Origin of the sequence: Pseudomonas koreensis (assembly GCF_012986595.1) — a bacterium.
Lineage (GTDB): Bacteria > Pseudomonadota > Gammaproteobacteria > Pseudomonadales > Pseudomonadaceae > Aquipseudomonas > Aquipseudomonas koreensis.
In genome coordinates this window covers 579,191-599,838 of sequence record NZ_JAAQYM010000002.1, presented here as the reverse complement: position 1 = coordinate 599,838, position 20,648 = coordinate 579,191, and the positions used below count along the sequence as shown (strand labels likewise).

Genomic DNA, 20,648 nt, shown 5'->3' with positions numbered 1-20,648 from the left:
GCTACCTGCCGCCCGTTCAATGAGCCCATTGAAGGGCCCTTTGCAGGAGTGAGCCTGCTCGCGATAGCGGTGTGTCAGTCACCGTAATCTTGAAGGCGAAGACGCCATCGCGAGCAGGCTCACTCCTACACAAAGGCCTTGTGTCTCAAATGAACAAGAAGGGCAATCGACATGGCGACGTGTGGCGAAGTACTGGTCAAGTTACTCGAGGATTATGGGGTCGAGCAGGTGTTCGGTATTCCCGGGGTGCACACCGTGGAGCTGTATCGCGGGCTGGCCCGTTCGAGCATCAGCCACGTCACCCCACGGCATGAACAGGGTGCCGGTTTCATGGCCGACGGCTATGCGCGCACCAGCGGCAAACCGGGTGTGTGCTTCATCATCACCGGCCCGGGCATGACCAACATCACCACCGCGATGGGCCAGGCGTACGCTGACTCGATCCCGATGCTGGTGATCTCCAGCGTGCAGACGCGCAGCCAGCTGGGCGGCGGTCGCGGCAAGCTCCACGAACTGCCGAACCAGAGCGCACTGGTCGGTGGCGTGGCTGCGTTCTCTCACACCCTGATGTCGGCGGCGGAGTTGCCGGGCGTGTTGGCCCGTGCCTTCGCACTGTTTCAGGCCGGACGTCCGCGTCCGGTGCACATCGAGATTCCGCTGGACGTGCTGGTGGAAGACGCCGATGAGCTGCTCGCCAGCATCCCGGTGCATATCGACCGCGCCGGCGCTGCACCGGCTGCCGTACGCCGCATGACGGAGTTGCTGGCCGGCGCTCAACGTCCGCTGATTCTCGCCGGTGGCGGTGCCATCGAGGCCGCCGCCGAGCTCACCGAACTGGCCGAACTGCTCGACGCCCCGGTGGCGCTGACCATCAACGCCAAAGGCATGCTGCCGTCCAGCCATCCACTGCTGATCGGCTCGACGCAAAGCCTGGTCGCGACCCGTGCACTGGTGGCCGATGCCGACGTGGTGCTGGCGATTGGCACCGAACTGGCCGAAACCGATTACGACGTGACCTTCGCCGGCGGCTTCGAGATTCCCGGCAAGTTGCTGCGCATCGACATCGACGCCGACCAGACCGTGCGCAACTATCCGCCGCACGTGGCATTGGTCGCCGACTCGCGCAACGCTGCACAGGCGCTGCTCAGTGCGCTGGCGCATCAGCCGTTGGCCGAGCGTCGCAACGATTGGGGTCAGGTGCGGGCGGCGCGTCTGCGCGATGATCTGGCCGCGACCTGGGATGCACCCACACTGGCGCAGACGCGTTTTCTCGAAACCGTCCTGCACGAGTTGCCGGATGCAGTGTTCGTCGGCGACTCCACGCAACCGGTGTACACCGGCAACCTCACCTTCAACCCGGAACGTCCACGCCGCTGGTTCAACTCGTCCACCGGTTACGGCACCCTCGGCTACGCCTTGCCGGCGGCAATCGGCGCGTGGCTCGGCGGCAGCATCGAAGGTGGTGCGCGGCCGCCCGTGGTGTGCCTGATCGGCGACGGCGGTTTGCAGTTCACCCTGCCGGAACTGGCCAGCGCGGTCGAAGCGCGCACCCCGGTGATCATCCTGCTGTGGAATAACCAGGGTTACGAAGAGATCAAGAAGTACATGGTCAACCGCGCCATCGAGCCGGTGGGCGTCGACATCTACACCCCGGACTTCATCGGCGTTGCCAAGGCGCTGGGGTGCGCCGCCGAAGCGATCAGCTCGGTCGAACAACTGCGCGGCGCGCTGCGCGCCGCCACCGATCGTCAGGGCCCGACCCTGATCGAAATCGACCAGAGCCAATGGATGCAGGCGGTGGCCCAATGATCAATTTCCCAACCACACTCGACGGCCTGTACATCAATGGCCAATGGTCGGCCGGTCGTGAGCATCTGCGAGTGATCAACCCGGCCACCGAAGCGCTGCTGACCACGGTCAATGGCGGCGATGAAAGCGCGGTTGATCTGGCCGTCAGCGCGGCCACTCAAGCATTCAAGCGCTGGTCGAAAACCACCGGTGCCGAGCGCGGTGCGATCCTGCGCAACATCGCCAATGGCGTGCGCAACGGTCGCGATCACCTGATGAAGTTGCAATCGAGCAACAACGGCAAACCGCAATTCGAAGCGGCGATCGACGTCGATGATGTGATCGCCACTTTCGAGTATTACGCCGAATTGGCCGAAGGCCTCGACGCACAACTCGACAGCAACGTGGCGCTGCCCAGCGACGATTTCAGCGCACGTCTGCGCCGCGAACCGTGTGGTGTGGTCGGGCTGATCGTGCCGTGGAATTTCCCGATGGTCACCACCGCGTGGAAGCTCGCCCCGGCCTTGGCCGCCGGGTGCTGCGTGGTGCTCAAACCGTCGGAAGTCACGCCACTGCCGGAGCTGGAACTGGCGGCGATCATTGCCGAGTCCGGCTTGCCCGACGGTGTGTTCAACCTGGTTTGCGGCACCGGTCTGGCGGTCGGTGCACCGCTGTCGGCGGACCCGCGTATCGCCAAGATTTCCTTTACCGGCAGCAATGCCGTCGGCGTGCAGGTGATGCAGCGCGCCGCCGAAACGGTGAAGGGCGTGAGCCTGGAACTGGGCGGCAAATCTTCGCTGCTGGTGCTTGAAGATGCGGATCTGGAACTGGCGGTGGAACTGGCCTGCGGCGGCGGTTTTTTCAACGCCGGGCAGATGTGCTCGGCCACCAGCCGGGTGCTGGTCGCTGATGAGCTGGCGGAGGAATTCCTTGAGCGTCTGCAAAAACGCGCGCAAGCGATTCGCGTGGCCGATCCATTCGATCCGGACGTCGAGATGGGCGCACTGGTCAATCAGGCGCAATACCAGCGCGTGCTCGGCCACATCGACCGTGGTCTGAGCGCCGGAGCCAAGCTGGTGTGCGGCGGCAATCGTCCGGCGGATCTGCCGCGCGGCTATTTTTTGCAGCCGACGGTGTTCACTGACGTGCCCCTCGACAGTGCGCTGTGGTGCGAAGAGATTTTCGGCCCGGTGCTCTGCGTGCGCAGTTTCAGCAGCGAAGCCGAGGCGATTGCCCTGGCCAACGACAGCCAGTTCGGGCTGGTCGCCAGTGTGGTGACGCGTAACGCCGAGACCGCCGACCGGGTCGCCAATGCCCTGCAGGCGGGGCTGGTGTGGCTCAACGCGCCGCAAGTGATCTTCCCGCAGACAGCGTGGGGCGGCTACAAGCAGAGCAGCATCGGCCGCGAGTTGGGGCCGTGGGGCCTGGCCGCGTTTCAGGAAATCAAACACGTGATCCGGGCGCTCTGAACGCCCGAAAAAGGTGAGCGCATGCCTCGCAATAAGGCATGCGTCGGTGTCATGGCTTCGATGAGTTTTTATCGATAGTCAGGTGTATTGCACGACCTCAGGATGAACCCGTCGGCAGTGCTGCAGGCCTTTGAAAACAAGGCCTGCAGCGGATCCGGCCGCGCGGATGCAACGGTTGCGACCAACCTCATACTTAAAAGAACAAAGGGAGTCCTTCATGGGCGAGCATGATCTGAACAGGCGTCAATTCATTAAAACCGTCGGCGTCGCCTCGGTAGCGGCGGCAGCCCTGAGCATGCCCTTCATCCGGGCCAGTGCCAGCGACACGCGTTTTGCCGGCAAGACCCTGCGTTTACTGACCTGGTCGGATGACACCGGCCTCGCTGCACTGCGCAACATCGCCGCGACGTTCGAGGCCAAGACCGGCGCCAAGGTCATCGCCGACCGCACCGGCAGCACCTCGGAAATGGTCGCCAAACTCAAGGCCGGCGGTGACCGTCCGCAGTACGACATCATCACCCTGGCCGGGGTTGGTGCCGAAGGTCTGGCCGCCGCCGGGCTGCTGGAAAAACCCGACCTCAACCGCATTCCCAACCTGATCGACGTACCGGAAAAGTACCGCACCGGCGCCGACGGCCACGGCATCGGATACCTGCTGTGGTGCAACAGCCTGGTCTACAGCACCCGCACCCTCAAACAGGCACCGGACAGTTACGCCGCGCTGTGGGACGCCGATCTGGCGCCGAACATTTTCCTGCCGCCGCCGAACTGGACCGAGGCCATGGACCTGATCATCATCGCCGCGAAACTCGCCGGCGGTGACGAACACAACATCGAACCGGGCTTCAAGAAACTCGCCGAACTCAAGGATCGTGTGGTCACCCTCGGCGAAAACCCGAACCAGATCGCTGAGCTGTTTCGCACCGGTTCGCTGGACATGGGCGGCTTGTACGCCCCGGCATTCTTCCCCAAGCAGATCCGCGATCCGAACTACGGCCTCGGTGCCACGTTCGGCATGAAGGAAGGTTTCTACACCGACCTGATGCTCTCGGTGATGCCGAAGAACCGTCCGGGCGACACCGACCTGGCCTACGCCTTCATCGACCACTCTCTGGACCCGCTGGTGCAGGGCAAGATGGCCGAAGACATCTTCAACGGCCCGGTCAACGCCAAGGCAATCATCTCTGCCGAAGCGCGCAAGAGCCCGTACATCCTCACCCCGGAGCAGATTGCCGAGAAGGCGATCATGCACGACAACGCGTTCCTGGCGACCGTGCATGACCAATGGATTCGTCGTTATACGGAAATCTTTTCTTCCTGACCCGAACCCCCTGTAGGAGCTGCCGAAGGCTGCGATCTTTTGCCTTTGATCTTCTCTGAGCAGATGAGGATCAACAGCAAGATCAAAAGATCGCAGCCTTCGGCAGCTCCTACAGGGATGTGTCGTTTGGCTTTCCATTGACGAGATCATTGCTATGGAACATCAATCCCTGACCCAACCGGTCGGTGCCGCCGACGTGCGCCCGGCGCGCGGTATTTCGCCGACCGCCCGGGCGTGGTTTTTCCTCACGCCGTCGATGCTGTTTCTCGGTGTGCTGATCGCCGCCAGCCTGCTGGTGCTGCGCATGAGCGTCGGCACCAAAGGTGCGGAGTGGAGCGGGTTCAGCCTCGCCAGTTACGCGCAATTGCTCGAACCCTATTACCTCAAGTCGCTGCTGCTGACCCTGCGTCTGGCGTTGATCAGCGCGGTGATCGCCGTGCTGCTGGCGATCCCGGTGGCGTACACCATGTCGCGGCTGACCTCGCCCTTTCTGCGGCGGATTTTTCTGGCGGCGGTGTTGTTGCCATTGCTGGTCAATCTGCTGCTGCAAAGTTACGGCTGGCTGGTGATTCTCGGCCCCGGCGGGATGTTGAATCAGGCGCTGATGGGCCTGGGCCTGATCAAGCGCCCGATCATGTTGCTGTACAACCAGAACGGTGTGCTGATGGGCCTGGTGCAGACCGCATTTCCACTGGCGGTGCTGCCAATTGCCAGCGCCATGCGCGGCGTCGCGCGCACCTACGAAGAGGCGGCGGCAACGCTGGGCGCCAGTCGTTTTCAGGTGTTCCGTCAGGTGGTGTTGCCGATGAGTCTGCCGGGGATCATCACCGGGGCGACGCTGGTGTTCGCCTACAACGCCAGCAGTTTTGTCGTGCCGTTGCTGCTCGGTGGCCGCCGTGTGCCGATGCTCGCGGTGATGGTGCATGACCAGATCGCGCCGCTGATGAACTGGCCTGCTGCGTCGGCGGCCGGGGTGGTGCTGATCGTCACCACGCTGGCGATCATGACCCTGTCCGAATACATCACTGGCCGCCGTCGGCGCCTGCTGGAGGCTTCGCAATGAGTTCCTTGATCAAGAAGCGCATGGCGCTGTTGCCCGGCGACACCGGCAAGTTTGCCGGGATTCTTTCCGGGTTCATTTTGCTGCTGGCGGTGTTGCCGATCCTGACCATGATCGTGATGTCGTTCAGCGGGGCGTCGAACCTCGATTTCCCGCCGAGCAGCTACAGCCTGCAATGGTACAAGGCGGCCTGGCACACCTTCGTGTCGCCGGACGCCAGCGACGTGTTGAGCCTCGGCCAGGCCATGGCTACCAGCCTGCTGGTGTCGTGCCTGACCATGGTCTTCGCCACGCTGATCGCGGTGCCTGCCGCCTATGCGCTGACCCGTTGCGAGTTCCGTGGCAAAGCTGTCGCACTGCAACTGATGTCGTTGCCGCTGGTGTTTCCGATGGTGGTGTTGGGCCTGGCCTTGCTGCTGGTGTTCGACAGCCTGCCGTTCCATCTGACCACCTCACGGCTGGTGATTGCCCACGTGATTCTGGCGCTGCCGTTCGTGGTGAAAAACTGCACCGCGGCGATGCTGTCCATCGGCAGCGAAGTCGAGGAAGCGGCGCGGATGCTTGGCGCCTCGCCGTTGCGGGCGATTGTCGACGTGGTGGTGCCGTTGATGAAGTCGGGGATTCTCGCGGGGATGCTGCTGGCGTTCATCGTCTCGTTCAACGAATTCACCGTGACCTATTTCCTCTACACCATCGACGTCATGACCGTGCCGATCTGGATGTACAGCCGCACCGTGTCATCGCTCGACCCTACCGTGTTCTCGTTTGCCGTGCTGATCGTGCTGATCGACTTCGTCCTGATCTGGGCGCTGGAGAAGCTGGTGGGCGAGGGCGGCGTTTCCTTTTGATTTGAGGTGCAACATGACTGGTCTGATTCTGGAAAACGTCGAGAAATTCTATGGCTCGGCTTGCGCGGTACAAGACGTCAACCTGCATTTGCCGGAAGGCAAACTGGTATGTTTTCTCGGCCCGTCGGGTTGCGGCAAAACCACCTTGCTGCGGATGATCGCCGGGCTGGAAACCCTCACCGGCGGCGAGATTCGCCTGGACGGCGAGAACATCGGCCACACCCCGGCGCACCTGCGCAACTTCGGCATGGTGTTCCAGTCGCTGGCGCTGTTCCCGCACATGACCGTCGGCGAGAACATCGCCTATCCGCTGAAACTGCGCGGCGTGAGCAAAACCGAGCAGCAGGCGCGGGTGGTCGAGTTGCTGGAGTTGATCCAGCTGCAAGCGATGATCGACCGTCCGGTGGCGAAGCTCTCCGGTGGGCAGCGGCAGCGGGTGGCGATTGCTCGGGCCATCGCCTCGCGGCCGAAAATCCTTCTGCTCGACGAACCGCTGTCGGCGCTCGACGCCAAGCTGCGCGAGTCGATGCAGGTGGAGATTCGCCAACTGCAACAACGCCTGAACATCACCACGATCATGGTCACCCACGACCAGCGCGAAGCCATGACCATGGCCGACATCGTCGTGGTGCTGGGCGAGCACAAGGTGCAGCAAGTGGGTACGCCGATCGAAATCTACCGACACCCGGCCAACGAGTTTGTCGCCGACTTCATCGGCTCGGGCAACATTTTCCCGGCTACCGCGCTGGGTGACGGCAAGGTCAGCCTGCCCGGTGGTGATGCGCTGCACGTGCCGATCTGCAGCAGCATCGTGGTAGGGCAGAAAGTCAAAATGCTGATTCGTCCGGAGGACCTGCAACTGTCTGCGCCACAGGCGACGGCAGGCAATCGCTTGCTCGGCAAGGTGACATTCGTGCGCGACATCGGCGCGACCATCGAGACCACGGTGGAGTGTTCCGGGGTGACATTTACGGCGCTGAGCACGCCGTGTCAGGGGATTGGTTTGGGGATCGGGCATCCGGTGTCGGTGACGTTGCCGGCGGAGGCATGTCGGGTGTTGGGGGCTTGATCCGGATTTTTAGCTGATCATTCTGGCCTCTTCGCGAGCAGGCTCGCTCCCACAGGGGATTTGTGTCGATCACAGATCCAATGTGGGAGCGAGCCTGCTCGCGAAAGCGTCAGTCGATACGGCGCAATGTCTGGATCAGACCGAAAGCCGTAACCGCGCCAGATCCCGCAACGGCGGCGCACCAAACAATCGGCTGTACTCGCGGCTGAACTGCGACGGGCTTTCATACCCCACGCGATACCCCGCCGCCGAGGCTTCCAGGCCTTCGGTCAGCATCAGGCGCCGCGCCTCTTGCAGGCGCAACTGCTTCTGATACTGCAGCGGACTCATCGCGGTCATCGCCTTGAAACGGTGATGCAGGGTCGAGACGCTGAGGTTCACTTCTTTCGCCAGATCATCGATGCGCAGTGGCTGCTCGAAATTGCCGTTGAGCCATTTGATCGCCTGGCTGATGCGGTGGCTCTGGCTGTTGGCAATCGCGATCTCATACAAACGATGGCCCTGCGGACTGCGCAGCAGGCGATAGAGAATCTCCCGGCGAATCAGCGGCGCGAGCATGGCGATGTCCTTCGGGGTGTCGAGCAGCCGTGCCAGGCGTAGCACCGCGTCGAGCATCGCGCTGTCGATCTTTTCCACATACAGGCCGCGCCCGGTCGGTCGGGTCGGCACGCCCATCGGGCCAGCGTCGGCAATCAGCGCGGTGATTTCGGCCGGGTCGATGTCCAGACGCACGGCGAGGATCGGCTCCTCCGGCGAGACATTCACCACCCGTCCGCTGAGCGGCATCGAGACCGAGACCACCAGGTAATTCAGCGGGTCGTAATTGAAGAACTCATCTGCCAAGCGTACTTCTTTACGACCCTGAGCCATGATGCACAGTGCCGGTTGCGCCAGCACCGGGGCGAATTCGTGGGACTGGGTGTGGCGCGACATGAACAGCGAGCCGACCGCAGTCTGGTAGCTGCCATCGTCGGTGGTGTTGCGACGGATGATCGCCGCCAGTTCTGCGCGCTGTTTCTCCATGTCGGCATCGGGCGGGGTTTGGAAACGATCGAATGACGTCATGCACGGCATCCTCGGCAAGGGAGGTGGAATGAGGCAGAGCTTATGTTTGTGCAAGCGCCAGCGGTAGACACATCCTGTCAAATGCTTGCCTGATTCTGCATGGCCGCTTTTGCGCGCCGGCCACCAGCCGGTGACCACCACCTTACCGCTTGGGCCGAATACCCCTGTAGGAGCTGCCGCAGGCTGCGATCTTTTGATTTTAAAAGCGAAAGTCAAAAGATCGCAGCCTGCGGCAGCTCCTACACAAAGCTCGTATGACAGCGGTGTGACAGGGTTTTACCGGTTATTACCGGGCCTGTGTGCAGTCTCGCAGGATTGTGCAACGCAACGGCAGGAATCGACTAACGGCACCTTGCGCCCGGCCCTTAACCTTGGATCCTGTCGCAGCCCGTCCCCCGGCTGCCACGCGACTCCCTGGGAGGGTTGAACATGTCCAAGCAGATTCCCGTCAGTCATATGGCCTTCGTTCGAGCGCGCGCCGGACGCTCCGCCGAACTGGGTGTACGCCTCAGTGCCTTGATCGAACCGTCGCGCACCGCCCCCGGTTGCCTGAACTTTGCCCTGCAGCATTCGCAGTGCGATCCGGACCTGTGGCTGGTCTCCGGTTTCTGGAGCCATCAACAGGCGATGACCGCGTATTTCAACAGTCCGTCGATGCAGATCTTTGCCGAATTGGTTCAGGACCTGGTGGTCAACAGCCTGGATTTCCACACCTTTAAAGAGGTGTCGGCGGCGCAGGCCCTCGGACAATGCCCGGCACCGATACACAAACTCGCCGGTTGAGGGTTTAATGTCCGGCTTATTCGTCTGAGCCAGGATGTGTGCCATGGCACGTAAAGAGTTCGAACACTTCGAAGCAGTCTCCGCAGTCGTCCCCGTCGAGTTGGGCGGCAACAAGGGTTATCACGCGGCCATCGCGGTCAAGGCCCTGGTCGATGGCGGGGCGCCACGCTTTCATAAACTGCTGGGTGATCAGGTGTTCCCCGGCGCCATCGCCGCCGATGAAGCAGCGACCCAAGAGCTGGACCGTCTGCAGGGCGTCACTGATGACGCCGAGCTGATCTGGTAACTGCGCTTATTTGCCGGCGCCCGGGCGCCACATCTTGAACAGGGCTTCAGGCCCCAACTGGAAATAATCCGCCGGCCCGCCGCCGCGCAGAATCGGTTCTGCCGCGGCGGTGTCGTAGATCCCGTCCTTCAACAGCCATTTGGCGATATGCACGGCGACCACTTCGCCGAGAATCAGCCAGCTCGGCACGGTTTCGCCATCGGCACGCTGCAACTGAATGATCTGCGTGACCTTGCATTCGAAGGACACCGGGCTTTCGGCTACCCGTGGCACCGCAATCACCTTCGACGCCACCGGCGTCAGTCCCGCCAATTCAAACTCGTTGACCTCGGGCGCGACCATCGCGCAGCTCTGGTTCATCTGCTCGGCCAGCGGCCGGGTGGCGAGGTTCCAGGCGAATTCGCCGGTCTGCTCGATGTTGTTCAGGCTGTCTTTGCGCCCGACGCTGGAAAAACCAATGATCGGCGGAATGTAGTTGAAGGCGTTGAAGAAGCTGTAAGGCGCCAGGTTCAGTCGGCCGTGGGCATCCTGCGAAGAGATCCAGCCGATGGGACGCGGGCCGACGATGGCGTTGAACGGATCGTGAGGCAGGCCGTGGCCGTTGGCGGGTTCGTAGAAGTGGATGTCATCGGACATGGCTGAGGTTCCTCAAGAGGGCATTCTGAAAGACGCCATAGTGTAAGAGCGCACCGCGTATTTCCAGTCAAACGCTGATCCCACTGCAGGAGCTGCCGAAGGCTGCGATCTTTTGATTTTGTTTTTAAAGATCAAGATCAAAAGATCGCAGCCTTCGGCAGCTCCTACAGGTAATTTGTGTGGGTTCGAGAAAATTGTCATGCCCCGGAAATGACTAAGCCCGGCCGAAGCCGGGCTGTGCGCTTTACAACTGCAATCAGCTGATCGAAGCGGATTGGGTGCGGTCGTAGCCGTCTTCCGCAAAGGTAGCCGAACCGGTGCGGTCGTAGCCATCTTCGGCGACAGTGGCCGAGCCAGTGCGGTCATAACCATCAGCAGCAACGGCCGAGCCAGTGCGGTCATAACCATCAGCAGCAACGGCCGAGCCAGTGCGGTCATAACCATCAGCAGCAACGGCTGAGCCAGTGCGGTCATAACCATCGGCAGCAACGGCCGAGCCAGTGCGATCAAAACCGTCAGCAGCAAAGGTATTGGCGGCCATTACGGACAGGGCGAAAGCGAGGATCAGTTTGGTTTTCATGTAAGTGACTCCAGATTCGTTGGCGGGTGTGTCTTGCTTGGGGTTAATGCTACGCCAACCAAATTGATTAAAAAGCGCAAAATAATGCTAAAAACTATCGATTAATTTGATATTAAGGGCAGCGTATTGAGAGGCTTCCACTGTCGGGAGCGAACGCCGCGCAGGTCATCGATCAGGTATTGGCAGGATGCAAGGGCAGCATTAATGGGGGATTAATCGCTGTTTTCGCGAGATGACGGATTTTTCATCCGGGGCTGACCGGTTTTTCACCGATGCAAAGCGAATCTGCCCACGGCCAGAACTCCAGGAACCGATCGGAGCGTCGCAGGCGGGCAAGCGGCAGGTTGCCGAGTTGACTTGATAATCGGTTGAAGCGAAAAGATCGCAGCCTCCGGCAGCTCCTGCATGGGAATGCGTTTCCCCGTAGGAGCTGCCGAAGGCTGCGATCTTTTGCTTTTAAAGCCCGATCAGTCAGTCACGATCCGCGAGTGTTTCTGCGTGTCTTTCATGGTGATGTACACCAGCAGCGACACTGCGATGCACGCGGTCACGTACCAGTAGTAACCGGTTTCCATGCCGATGCTCTTGAACCACAGCGCGATGTATTCGGCGGTGCCACCGAAGATCGACACGGTCAGTGCGTACGGCAGGCCGACGCCCAGGGCGCGGATTTCGGTCGGGAACAGTTCGGCCTTCACCACCGCGTTGATCGAGGTGTAGCCGCTGACGATGATCAGTGCCGCCATGATCAGGAAGAACGCGCCCCACCAGGTCTGGATGGTGTGCAGGGTCATCAGGATCGGCACGGTGAAGATTGTGCCGAGCACGCCGAAGGCGATCAGGATCGGACGCCGACCGATTTTATCGGACAGGCCACCGATGATCGGTTGCAGGCACATGAACAGGAACAGCGTGGCGGCAGAAATGGTGGTCGAGTCGGAGATGCTCATGCCGACGGTGTTCACCAGGTATTTCTGCATGTAGGTGGTGTAGGTGTAGAACGCCAGCGTACCGCCCATGGTCAGGCCGACCACGGTCAGCAGTTCTTTCGGGTGACGCATCAAGGTGCGCATTGCGCTTTCCTTGGACTTCTCTTTTTTGGTGAACGATTCGGTTTCTTCCATGCCGCGACGCAGGTACAGCGCGACGACGGCGCACAGTGCGCCGATGGCAAACGGAATACGCCAGCCCCACGCGTACAGCTGTTCGGTGGTCAGCATGTTCTGCAGCACGATCAGCACGCCCAGCGCGATGAGCTGGCCGGAGATCAGGGTCACGTACTGGAAGCTGGAGAAGAAACCGCGACGTTCCCTGGTCGCCATCTCCGACAGATAGGTGGCCGAGGTGCCGTACTCGCCGCCGACCGACAGGCCTTGCAGCAGTCGTGCGAACACCAGCAGGATCGGCGCGCCGATGCCGATGGTTTCGTAGTTCGGGCTCAGGGCGATCAGCAGCGAGCCGAAGCACATCAGGTAGACCGAGGCCATCAAGGCTTTCTTGCGACCGACTTTGTCAGCGTACAGGCCCATCAGCCAGCCACCGATCGGGCGCATCAGGAAGCCCACGGCGAAGATCGCGGCGGTGTTCATCAACTGGGCGGTGGTGGAACCGGCGGGGAAGAAGGTCTTGGCGAAGTACAGCGAGAAAGCGGCGTAGACGTACCAGTCGTACCACTCGACCATGTTGCCGACCGAGCCGCTGAAGATCGATTTGATCCGGCTGGCGGTGGTTCTTTCTTTGGCGGGCGCGGCAGCCGACCCAAGGGGCAGGGCGTTGGAGTTATCCATTGAAGGATCCTTCGTTTAATTGTTTTTGTGGAGCGCGTTAGAACGCAGCCTGCAGGGGCTATAGCAGGAGCTGTGCCAACGAGGAGAGGGCCGGTTTAGAGGGGGTGACGGGATCTGGTGAGCGGAAATCCGCTTATGGCTGGATTGTAGTGAGCGGAAAATCGCTCATTCAGGCCGGTGGATCATCGTTGGCTGTGCCGGCCCCTTCGCGAGCAGGCTCGCTCCCACAGGGGAAACGCATTCCCATTGTGGGAGCGAGCCTGCTCGCGAAAGGGCCATCAGCGACAACGAAAAAATCAACTGCCCGGAACAAACATCTCCCGACTCAACCCATGCCGCTGCAGCTTTTCATTGAACGTTCGGCGCGGCAGCTGCAACTCTTCCAGCACCGCTTTCACATCGCCCTTGTGCCGGGTCAGCGCGGCACGCAGACATTGCGCTTCGAAGGCCTCCTGCTGCGCAGCAAGCGACTGGCCCGGGTCGATGCCTTGCACCGGCTCATCCAGCCCCAGCACCTGACGCTCGGCGACGTTCGCCAGTTCACGCACGTTGCCCGGCCAGTCGTGGCTGAGCAGGTGGCTCAATTGCGCCCCGCTCAACGGTGGGAAGGTACGGCCCAGACGCTGGGCGGCGCTGAAGGCAAAGGCTTCGAACAGCAGCGGAATATCTTCGCGGCGCTCGCGCAACGGCGGCAGACGCAGCTCGGCGACGTTCAGGCGATAAGCGAGGTCTTCACGAAAGCGTCCGGCCCGGGCTTCATCGAGCAGGTCGGGTTTGGTCGCGGCGACAATCCGCAGGTCGACGCGAATGCTCTGGTTCGACCCCAGCCGTTCCAGCTTCTGCTCCTGCAGCACCCGCAGCAGTTTCACCTGCTGGGCCAGCGGCATGCTTTCGATTTCGTCGAGAAACAACGTGCCGCCGTCGGCGTATTCGAGCTTGCCGATGCGCTTGCCGGATGCCCCGGTGAACGCGCCGCTCTCGTGGCCGAACAACTCGGCTTCGAACAACTGCTCAGGGATCGCCGCGCAGTTGAGCGCCACAAACGGTTTGTCCGCGCGCGGGCCGAAGTCGTGCAGGCAGCGGGCGATCAGTTCCTTGCCGCTGCCGGTTTCGCCACGGATCAACACGTTGACCGGCAGCGCCGCCAGATCCAGCACCTGTCGGCGCAAGGTCTGCATGCCACGGGACACGCCGAGCAACGTCGCATCGAGTCTGGCGCGGTGGTCGGCCTGCTCGTGCAGGGCGCGGTTCTCCAGAACCAGTCGACGTTTGTCCAACGCCCGGCGCAGGCTGCCGAGCAGGGTTTCCGGGCTGAACGGTTTTTCCAGAAAGTCGTAGGCGCCGTCGCGCATGGCTTCGACCGCCATCGGCACATCGCCGTGGCCGGTCAGCAGAATCACCGGCAGGTCGGCGTCACGGCGCTGTACTTCGGCCAACAGCTGCAGGCCACTGAGCCCGGGCATGCGCACATCGCTGAGGATCACCCCGGGGAAGTGCGCCGGCAGCGCCGCCAGGCAATCTTCGGCGCGGCTGAACAGTTGCACCTCGAACCCCGACAGGCTCAGCCACTGTTCGACGGCGCTGCGGATGCTGCTTTCGTCATCGACCACCATCACCGAATTGAGCATCAGATGTGCGCCTCCAGATCGATCGGCAGGGTCACGCTGAACACGGCGCCGGCCACGCCATTTTCAACGCTCAGGCGCCCACCGGATTCATGCACGATTGCGAACGATACTGCCAGCCCCAGGCCGAGGCCGTCACCCACCGGTTTGGTGGTGAAGAACGGGTCGAACACCTGGTTCAGGTGTTCTTCGGCAATCCCGCCGCCATTGTCGATCACGCTCAGGCGCCACAATTGTTCGTCCACCTCCAGGCGGATTTCCAGGCGCTTGCCCGGTTTGCCCTGCATCGCGTCGAGGGCGTTGCGCAGCAGATTGATCAGCACCTGTTCGAGACGAATCGCATCGCCACGGACCCATGCCGGACGCGTCAGGTGCAGCACCAGGCTGACCTGTTCGTCGCGCAGGCGGGCGTCGAGCAATTGCAGCGACTGATCGACCACCGTCGCCAGATCCAGCCGTTCGCGCAGGCCACTGGGACTCTTGCGGGCAAATGTCTTCAAGTGCCCGGTGAGCGAGGCCATGCGCGTGAGCATTTCATCCACCGGTTTGAGCGCCTTGTAGGCATCATCGACGCGGCCATGCTCCAGCAGCAGCCGCAACGTCGCCAGCTGCATGCGTTGCGCCGTCAGCGGCTGATTGATTTCGTGGGCCAGCGCCGCGGACATCTGCCCCAGCGCTGCGAGCTTGGCCGATTGCACCAGTCCGTCCTGGGCGGTGCGCAGGTCGCGGGTGCGTGCTTCGACCAGTTGCTCGAGTTCTTCGCGGTTGCGTTGGCGGACTTTCGACAGGCGCCAGCGCTGGTTGAGGAACAACAGCAGAAACACCAGCGCCAGCCACACCCCGGCAGCGGCCAGTCCGGCGTTGCGCAAATCTTCGAAGGCCACTTGCGGACGTCGCAACAAATGCAGGGTCCAGCCTTCGGCGGCCAGCGGCAGAGATTCCCACAAGTAGTCGGCAGTCCCGTCCGGGCCTTCGACCCGGCGCAAGTCGCTGTTGTCGTCGAAGTGGCGCAGGGACAGATGCGTCAACGGCAGCAGCGATTGCTTGTCGTACTGCCGCGTGCGCTTGATCTCGGCCATATCGCGGCTGTCCAGCGGCCGCAGCGAGCGATAGCGCCAGCCCGGCTGGTTGGCGATGAAAATGATCCCACGCGCATCGCTGACCAGCAACGTGTCGCTGCCCTGGCGCCATTCGCGCTCCAGCTCCGGGAACTCCAGCTTGACCACCATCGCCCCGAGGAACTGATCGTTGTCGTTCAGCACGGCACTGGACAGAAAATAACCGGGGATGCCGCTGGTCACGCCCACCGCGTAAAAGCGTCCGCTGCCCTGGGTACGGGTCTGACTGAAATACGGACGGAAACCGTAGTTGTGGCCGACATAGCTGCTGGGCAAACGCCAGTTGCTCGCCGCCACCGCGAGGCCGGTGTGATCCAGCAGTTCGAGCGTCGAGGACTGTGCCGCGCCGTTGATCTTTTCCAGCTTCAGGTTCAGCGCGTTCTGTTGCCCGGCATCGACCGGTCCGGCCAGCGCGCCGCGCAATTGCGGGTCGAGCGCCAGCACGGCGGGCAGCGCGCGATAGCGGTCGATCAGGGTGTGCAGGGAATTGGCATACAACGCCAGCTGCTGGCTGGCACGAGTCGCGTCTTCCTCCATCGCCTGGCGTTCGGCGTGGCGGATGGCAAGGGTGGCCGCAAGCACGGCACCGGCGATGATCAGCAGGGTATACAACGACAGGCGCAAAGTACGGGAAGTCGGCAGCATGCTGGGCTAATGGATAAAGGGACGGGCGGGCACGATAGCATGGGCCTGCCCGTCCTTCTCGTCTGACGCGTTACCTGATCAGACCGCCGTGAACCGGTGTGAGTGTGAAAGCAGCATGGTGCGGGTATAAGCCAGCTCGCCAATGACGGCTTGAGTGGCCTGCGTCAGGCTTTCGACGCTGTCACTCGAACAAACCAAACGCTTGCTGAAAGTGTCAATCGTCGAACTCTTGGCGATGGACGGCGGGGTGATACTGAGGTCTTGATCAGCCATGAGTCACATCCATTGCACAGGCGAAGACGCAGATGGATTGACACTAACAACAATCTCGGCAGCGCACACCTGTCAGATCTGATAGGTGCATTGAGGCCCAAGGTGTGCGTCGTCTCCCAGGCACAAAAAAAGGCCGGCCCGTCGAGTGACGGGCCGGCCTTTTTTACGGCTGCGAAACGCTTACTGCACTTCTACCGCCAGGCTCTCGGCGATCTTCTGCTGCCAGATCGCAGGGCCGGTGATGTGTACCGATTCACCGTTGCTGTCCACCGCGACGGTGACCGGCATGTCCTTGACCTCGAACTCGTAGATCGCTTCCATGCCCAGCTCGGCGAACGCCAGCACCTTGGACTTCTTGATGGCCTGGGCCACCAGGTAAGCGGCGCCGCCGACGGCCATCAGGTACACGGCCTTGTTGTCCTTGATTGCGTCGATGGCGGTCGGGCCGCGCTCGGACTTGCCGATCATGCCCAGCAGGCCAGTCTGCTCAAGGATCTGACGGGTGAACTTGTCCATCCGCGTGGCGGTGGTCGGACCAGCCGGGCCAACCACTTCGTCACCGACTGGATCAACCGGGCCGACGTAGTAGATGAAGCGACCTTTGAGGTCCACCGGCAGGGTTTCGCCCTTGTTCAGCATCTCGACCATGCGCTTGTGCGCCGCGTCGCGACCGGTGAGCATCTTGCCGTTGAGCAGGACGGTTTCGCCCGGCTTCCAGCTCTGCACTTCTTCCGGGGTGAGGGTGTCGAGGTTGACGCGGCGGGCCGACGGGCCGGCTTCCCAGACGATTTCCGGGTAGGCGTCCAGCGATGGTGCTTCCAGCGAGGCAGGGCCGGAACCGTCGAGCACGAAGTGCGCGTGACGGGTGGCGGCGCAGTTCGGGATCATGCACACCGGCAAGGACGCGGCGTGGGTCGGGTAGTCCATGATCTTCACGTCGAGCACGGTGGTCAGGCCACCGAGGCCCTGGGCGCCGATGCCCAACTGGTTGACCTTCTCGAACAGCTCCAGACGGATCTCTTCGATGCGGTTCTGCGGGCCACGGGCTTTCAGTTCGTGGATGTCGATGGATTCCATCAACACTTCCTTGGCCATGACCGCGGCTTTCTCGGCGGTGCCGCCGATGCCGATGCCCAGCATGCCCGGTGGGCACCAGCCAGCGCCCATGGTCGGAACGGTCTTCAGTACCCAGTCAACGATCGAGTCGGACGGGTTGAGCATGGCCATTTTCGACTTGTTCTCGGAACCGCCACCCTTGGCCGCCACGTCCACTTCCACGGTGTTGCCCGGGACGATGGAGTAGTGGATCACCGCCGGGGTGTTGTCCTTGGTGTTTTTACGAGCGCCCGCCGGGTCGGCGAGGATCGAGGCACGCAGCACGTTTTCCGGCAGGTTGTAGGCGCGGCGCACGCCTTCGTTGATCATGTCGTCCAGGCTCATGGTCGCGCCGTCCCAACGCACGTCCATGCCTACGCGCACGAACACGGTCACGATGCCGGTGTCCTGGCAGATCGGCCGGTGGCCGGTGGCGCACATGCGCGAGTTGATCAGGATCTGAGCGATCGAGTCACGGGCCGCTGGCGATTCTTCGCGCAGGTAGGCTTCGTGCATCGCCTGGATGAAATCCACGGGGTGGTAGTAGGAAATGAATTGCAGGGCGTCGGCAACGCTCTGAATCAGGTCATCTTGCTTGATCACGGTCATGAGTCGCGCTCCTCTAAAAGACGGGAACATTCAATAAGGTGCCTGCGGCTTGGGTGCATCGGTCGGTCGCAAGCACCTTTCAAGGCACGCCGGGGCTGCTGGCGCGACGCTAAAAAGGCGCGGCAGTATACCGCGCCTCTTCAGGGCATACACGCGCCGGCAGTCATTCGTTGGTCGCATACCGAACACTGCCGGCCCCGGTGACTATGGAGCTTGTTCCTGCTGGCCTGCGCAGCAGGCCCTAATCCAGCCACCTCAATATTTCAGTTCCACCGCGTATGCCGGTTTACGACTGCTGCGCAGCCGATCGGGAGCAAGCTCCCTCGCCACATGTGGGTGGCATCAATCCGGTCATCGGGTCATGCATTTGACGTCAAATTTTGGCTCCGAAAATCAATGGTCATTTATCGACTACGCCTCTAAAGTGGCATCCGGTCTGTAGAGTAGGACACTCGGTCAGCCTCCTATCGCACGGTGAGTCAACGATTGACCCATAACGCCATTCAACGCCTTCTGCTCAAGCGTTTTGCCCTCGCTGCAGCCACCTACGGATTGGCTTTGCTGCTGCTGTGGCTGGCGTTTTTTACCGGTCATTACCCGCATTCCTTGAGCAGCGTGGCCGTCGGCAGTGCGTTGGTGGTCATCAGTCAGGCCACGTTGTTTGCGTTGTTCTGGTCCGGGCGCAATCTGCGTTTTGATGACCCCAGCATGACCGAGGCGCAAGTGCTGCTCGGGCTCGGCTGGCAGACTTGGCTGATCGCCCATCTGGACGAGGCCCGCGGCGCATTTCTGGTGTTTTATGTGCTGATCCTGCTGTTCGGCCTGTTTCATTTATCCCGCCGCGCGTTCATTCGTTGCGCGCTGCTGGTGTTCTTCAGTTTCTGTGCCATCACCCTTTGGGAGGGTTACCAATTCCGGCTCCCGGATCCGGCGCTGGCGATATTGCAGGTGTGCATTCTGGCGATGGTGCTGGCGTGGCTGGTGATCTACGCACGCTTTGTCCAGGTGTCGCGCCAGCGCATGCGCCAGCGGCGGTTTGCCTTGCAGGCGCATCAGGACACCCTGCGCGGGATGATGCGCCAGCTCGAAGACCTGGTCGCCACCGATGAACTGACCGGGCTGTTCAACCGCCGGCATTTTCTGCGCCTGGCCTCCCGCGAGCTGGGCGAGATGGAACCGGGTGTGGTGCATGGCCTGGCGCTGATCGATCTCGACCACTTCAAACGCATCAATGATTTGCATGGCCATGCAGCCGGTGATCAGGTGTTGCAGGCGTTCGCCGGAGTGGCGGGTGCCTGCCTGCGTGACGGCGACGTACTGGCGCGATACGGTGGTGAGGAATTTGTGGTGTTGCTGCCCGACTGCGATGCCGAACGCCTGACCGCCTGTTGTGAACGCCTGCGCATCGCCTTCACCGACGTCGAGCTGGTGGGCCTGAACGTGCGTAACCTCAGCCTCTCGGCGGGTATGACCCTGCTGGAACTGGACGACGATCTGGACGATGCCTTGCAGCGTGCCGATCAGGCGCTGTACCGGGCCAAGCGCGACGGGCGCAATCGCTGTGCGGCCGCGTGGGAGAATGTGGATGCCTGAACTTCGGGTGGGTGAGCAGCAATGGTCGGTGGCGGCGGGCAGTAACCTGCTCGATGCCCTGAATCAGCGCGGTGTCGCGGTGCCTTACAGCTGCCGCGCCGGCAGTTGCCATGCCTGTCTGGTGCAGTGCGTAAACGGCTTGCCTGCGGATAATCGCCCCGACGCCTTGAGCGCCGAGCAACGGCAGGAAGGCTGGCGTCTGGCCTGTCAGTGTCAAGTGACCGAAGACTTGCAGGTGCACACGTTCGACCCGATTACCGACGGTCGGCCGGCGGTGGTCGAGGCGCTGGACTGGCTCAGCGACAACGTCCTGCGTCTGCGCCTGACCCCGCAACGTCCGCTGCGCTACAGCGCCGGGCAACATCTGGTGCTGTGGATCAACCACATCGCCAGGCCGTACTCGCTGGCGAGCCTGCCGCAAGAAGACCGCTTTCTCGAGTTCCACCTCGACTGCCGCCAGCCCGGCGAATTCAGCGATGCGGCGCGGCGCCTGCAGATCGGTGACCCGATCCGCCTCGGCGAGTTGCGCGGCGGCGCATTGCATTACGACCCGGACTGGCACACCCGACCGCTGTGGCTGCTGGCGGCCGGCACCGGGTTGGGGCCATTGTTCGGTGTATTGCGCGAGGCCTTGCGTCAGGATCACCAGGGCGCCATCCGCGTCATTCACCTGGCCCATGACGCGCGCGAGCACTATCTGGCCAAACCCCTTGCGGCGCTTGCCGCGCAGCGCGAAAACCTCAGCGTCGAGCTGTGGACCGCGGCCGAGTCAGCCGCCGCTTTGGCGCAACTGCGCCTTGTTTCCCGGCAAACCCTGGCCTTAGTCTGCGGCTCACCGACCAGCGTCGATGCCTTTGCCCGGCGTCTGTATCTGGCCGGATTGCCGCGCAATCAACTGCTGGCAGACGTGTTTCTGAGCCGTGGTTGAACGCTGAATTCATTGGTTCGAGGGTTCCTGTGGCGAGGGCGTTTGCTCCCGTTTGAGTGCGCAGCGCTCA

Annotated in this window: 18 protein-coding genes; 10 read left to right on the top strand and 8 right to left on the bottom strand. The window is 62.1% G+C overall.

Annotated elements, in window-relative coordinates:
- Positions 1–171: 171 nt before the first annotated feature.
- From HBN98_RS07925 to HBN98_RS07900, 6 genes are all read left to right on the top strand, one after another.
- Entirely contained in the window at positions 172–1,809 is a 1,638-nt protein-coding gene (locus HBN98_RS07925) for a 5-guanidino-2-oxopentanoate decarboxylase (protein WP_083368067.1), read from the top strand.
- Complete coding sequence (locus tag HBN98_RS07920; protein WP_083368068.1) at positions 1,806–3,257, top strand: aldehyde dehydrogenase family protein; 1,452 nt, start codon at positions 1,806–1,808, stop codon at positions 3,255–3,257. Before HBN98_RS07925 ends, HBN98_RS07920 begins: the two co-directional genes overlap by 4 nt.
- Before the next feature lie 217 nt (positions 3,258–3,474).
- Positions 3,475–4,578: an ABC transporter substrate-binding protein gene (locus HBN98_RS07915; protein WP_083368069.1), complete on the top strand. Its 1,104-nt coding sequence runs from the start codon at positions 3,475–3,477 to the stop codon at positions 4,576–4,578.
- A 154-nt stretch (positions 4,579–4,732) separates the two neighbouring features.
- Complete coding sequence (locus HBN98_RS07910) at positions 4,733–5,641, top strand: ABC transporter permease (RefSeq protein WP_083368070.1); 909 nt, start codon at positions 4,733–4,735, stop codon at positions 5,639–5,641.
- Positions 5,638–6,486, top strand: a complete 849-nt coding sequence (locus HBN98_RS07905) for an ABC transporter permease (protein ID WP_083368071.1) — start codon at positions 5,638–5,640, stop codon at positions 6,484–6,486. The genes HBN98_RS07910 and HBN98_RS07905 overlap by 4 nt, the downstream gene beginning before the upstream one ends.
- A 13-nt stretch (positions 6,487–6,499) precedes the next feature.
- Entirely contained in the window at positions 6,500–7,555 is a 1,056-nt protein-coding gene (locus HBN98_RS07900) for an ABC transporter ATP-binding protein (protein WP_064588952.1), read from the top strand.
- Positions 7,556–7,690: 135 nt separating this feature from the next.
- On the opposite strand, the gene HBN98_RS07895 is transcribed toward HBN98_RS07900, so the two are convergent.
- Positions 7,691–8,620, bottom strand: a complete 930-nt coding sequence (locus tag HBN98_RS07895; protein WP_083368072.1) for an AraC family transcriptional regulator — start codon at positions 8,618–8,620, stop codon at positions 7,691–7,693.
- Between the two features lie 429 nt (positions 8,621–9,049).
- Here HBN98_RS07895 and HBN98_RS07890 point away from each other — a divergent pair, with 429 nt between their 5' ends.
- Positions 9,050–9,403: an antibiotic biosynthesis monooxygenase family protein gene (locus HBN98_RS07890; RefSeq protein ID WP_083368073.1), complete on the top strand. Its 354-nt coding sequence runs from the start codon at positions 9,050–9,052 to the stop codon at positions 9,401–9,403.
- A 43-nt stretch (positions 9,404–9,446) separates the two neighbouring features.
- Positions 9,447–9,689 (top strand): hypothetical protein, encoded by a 243-nt coding sequence (locus HBN98_RS07885; RefSeq protein WP_025112731.1) that lies wholly within the window; start codon positions 9,447–9,449, stop codon positions 9,687–9,689.
- A 6-nt stretch (positions 9,690–9,695) separates the two neighbouring features.
- On the opposite strand, the gene HBN98_RS07880 is transcribed toward HBN98_RS07885, so the two are convergent.
- From HBN98_RS07880 to HBN98_RS07850, 7 genes are all read right to left on the bottom strand, one after another.
- Positions 9,696–10,325, bottom strand: coding sequence for a flavin reductase family protein (locus HBN98_RS07880; protein WP_064588949.1), 630 nt, complete (start codon positions 10,323–10,325; stop codon positions 9,696–9,698).
- Positions 10,326–10,581: 256 nt separating this feature from the next.
- Positions 10,582–10,905: a hypothetical protein gene (locus HBN98_RS07875; protein WP_083368074.1), complete on the bottom strand. Its 324-nt coding sequence runs from the start codon at positions 10,903–10,905 to the stop codon at positions 10,582–10,584.
- A 467-nt stretch (positions 10,906–11,372) separates the two neighbouring features.
- Positions 11,373–12,692, bottom strand: coding sequence for an MFS transporter (locus HBN98_RS07870; RefSeq protein WP_083368075.1), 1,320 nt, complete (start codon positions 12,690–12,692; stop codon positions 11,373–11,375).
- 296 nt (positions 12,693–12,988) lie between these two features.
- Positions 12,989–14,320: a sigma-54-dependent transcriptional regulator gene (locus HBN98_RS07865; protein ID WP_064588947.1), complete on the bottom strand. Its 1,332-nt coding sequence runs from the start codon at positions 14,318–14,320 to the stop codon at positions 12,989–12,991.
- On the bottom strand, positions 14,320–16,080 hold the full coding sequence (locus HBN98_RS07860; protein ID WP_083368076.1) for an ATP-binding protein: 1,761 nt from the start codon (positions 16,078–16,080) through the stop codon (positions 14,320–14,322). Before HBN98_RS07860 ends, HBN98_RS07865 begins: the two co-directional genes overlap by 1 nt.
- Positions 16,081–16,158: 78 nt before the next feature.
- Positions 16,159–16,353 carry a hypothetical protein gene (locus tag HBN98_RS07855; RefSeq protein WP_083368077.1) on the bottom strand — a complete coding sequence of 65 codons (195 nt, stop codon included), beginning with the start codon at positions 16,351–16,353 and terminating at the stop codon, positions 16,159–16,161.
- A 180-nt stretch (positions 16,354–16,533) separates the two neighbouring features.
- Entirely contained in the window at positions 16,534–18,057 is a 1,524-nt protein-coding gene (locus HBN98_RS07850) for a fumarate hydratase (protein ID WP_064588944.1), read from the bottom strand.
- A gap of 486 nt (positions 18,058–18,543) precedes the next feature.
- Between HBN98_RS07850 and HBN98_RS07845 the strand changes: the two genes are divergently transcribed.
- Positions 18,544–19,650 carry a GGDEF domain-containing protein gene (locus HBN98_RS07845; protein WP_064588943.1) on the top strand — a complete coding sequence of 369 codons (1,107 nt, stop codon included), beginning with the start codon at positions 18,544–18,546 and terminating at the stop codon, positions 19,648–19,650.
- Positions 19,643–20,578 carry an iron-sulfur-binding ferredoxin reductase gene (locus tag HBN98_RS07840; RefSeq protein ID WP_083368078.1) on the top strand — a complete coding sequence of 312 codons (936 nt, stop codon included), beginning with the start codon at positions 19,643–19,645 and terminating at the stop codon, positions 20,576–20,578. The genes HBN98_RS07845 and HBN98_RS07840 overlap by 8 nt, the downstream gene beginning before the upstream one ends.
- The last annotated feature ends 70 nt before the right edge of the window (positions 20,579–20,648 follow it).

Excerpts from the sequence above, each read along its gene's own strand:
- HBN98_RS07880 (WP_064588949.1), bottom strand. The coding sequence starts at position 10,325 with ATGTCCGATGACATCCACTTCTACGAACCCGCCAACGGCCACGGCCTG.
- HBN98_RS07860 (WP_083368076.1), bottom strand. The coding sequence starts at position 16,080 with ATGCTGCCGACTTCCCGTACTTTGCGCCTGTCGTTGTATACCCTGCTG.
- HBN98_RS07885 (WP_025112731.1), top strand. The coding sequence starts at position 9,447 with ATGGCACGTAAAGAGTTCGAACACTTCGAAGCAGTCTCCGCAGTCGTC.
- HBN98_RS07890 (WP_083368073.1), top strand. The coding sequence starts at position 9,050 with ATGTCCAAGCAGATTCCCGTCAGTCATATGGCCTTCGTTCGAGCGCGC.
- HBN98_RS07910 (WP_083368070.1), top strand. The coding sequence starts at position 4,733 with ATGGAACATCAATCCCTGACCCAACCGGTCGGTGCCGCCGACGTGCGC.
- HBN98_RS07905 (WP_083368071.1), top strand. The coding sequence starts at position 5,638 with ATGAGTTCCTTGATCAAGAAGCGCATGGCGCTGTTGCCCGGCGACACC.
- HBN98_RS07870 (WP_083368075.1), bottom strand. The coding sequence starts at position 12,692 with ATGGATAACTCCAACGCCCTGCCCCTTGGGTCGGCTGCCGCGCCCGCC.
- HBN98_RS07850 (WP_064588944.1), bottom strand. The coding sequence starts at position 18,057 with ATGACCGTGATCAAGCAAGATGACCTGATTCAGAGCGTTGCCGACGCC.
- HBN98_RS07895 (WP_083368072.1), bottom strand. The coding sequence starts at position 8,620 with ATGACGTCATTCGATCGTTTCCAAACCCCGCCCGATGCCGACATGGAG.
- HBN98_RS07900 (WP_064588952.1), top strand. The coding sequence starts at position 6,500 with ATGACTGGTCTGATTCTGGAAAACGTCGAGAAATTCTATGGCTCGGCT.
- HBN98_RS07865 (WP_064588947.1), bottom strand. The coding sequence starts at position 14,320 with ATGCTCAATTCGGTGATGGTGGTCGATGACGAAAGCAGCATCCGCAGC.
- HBN98_RS07915 (WP_083368069.1), top strand. The coding sequence starts at position 3,475 with ATGGGCGAGCATGATCTGAACAGGCGTCAATTCATTAAAACCGTCGGC.
- HBN98_RS07840 (WP_083368078.1), top strand. The coding sequence starts at position 19,643 with ATGCCTGAACTTCGGGTGGGTGAGCAGCAATGGTCGGTGGCGGCGGGC.
- HBN98_RS07920 (WP_083368068.1), top strand. The coding sequence starts at position 1,806 with ATGATCAATTTCCCAACCACACTCGACGGCCTGTACATCAATGGCCAA.
- HBN98_RS07875 (WP_083368074.1), bottom strand. The coding sequence starts at position 10,905 with ATGAAAACCAAACTGATCCTCGCTTTCGCCCTGTCCGTAATGGCCGCC.
- HBN98_RS07855 (WP_083368077.1), bottom strand. The coding sequence starts at position 16,353 with ATGGCTGATCAAGACCTCAGTATCACCCCGCCGTCCATCGCCAAGAGT.
- HBN98_RS07925 (WP_083368067.1), top strand. The coding sequence starts at position 172 with ATGGCGACGTGTGGCGAAGTACTGGTCAAGTTACTCGAGGATTATGGG.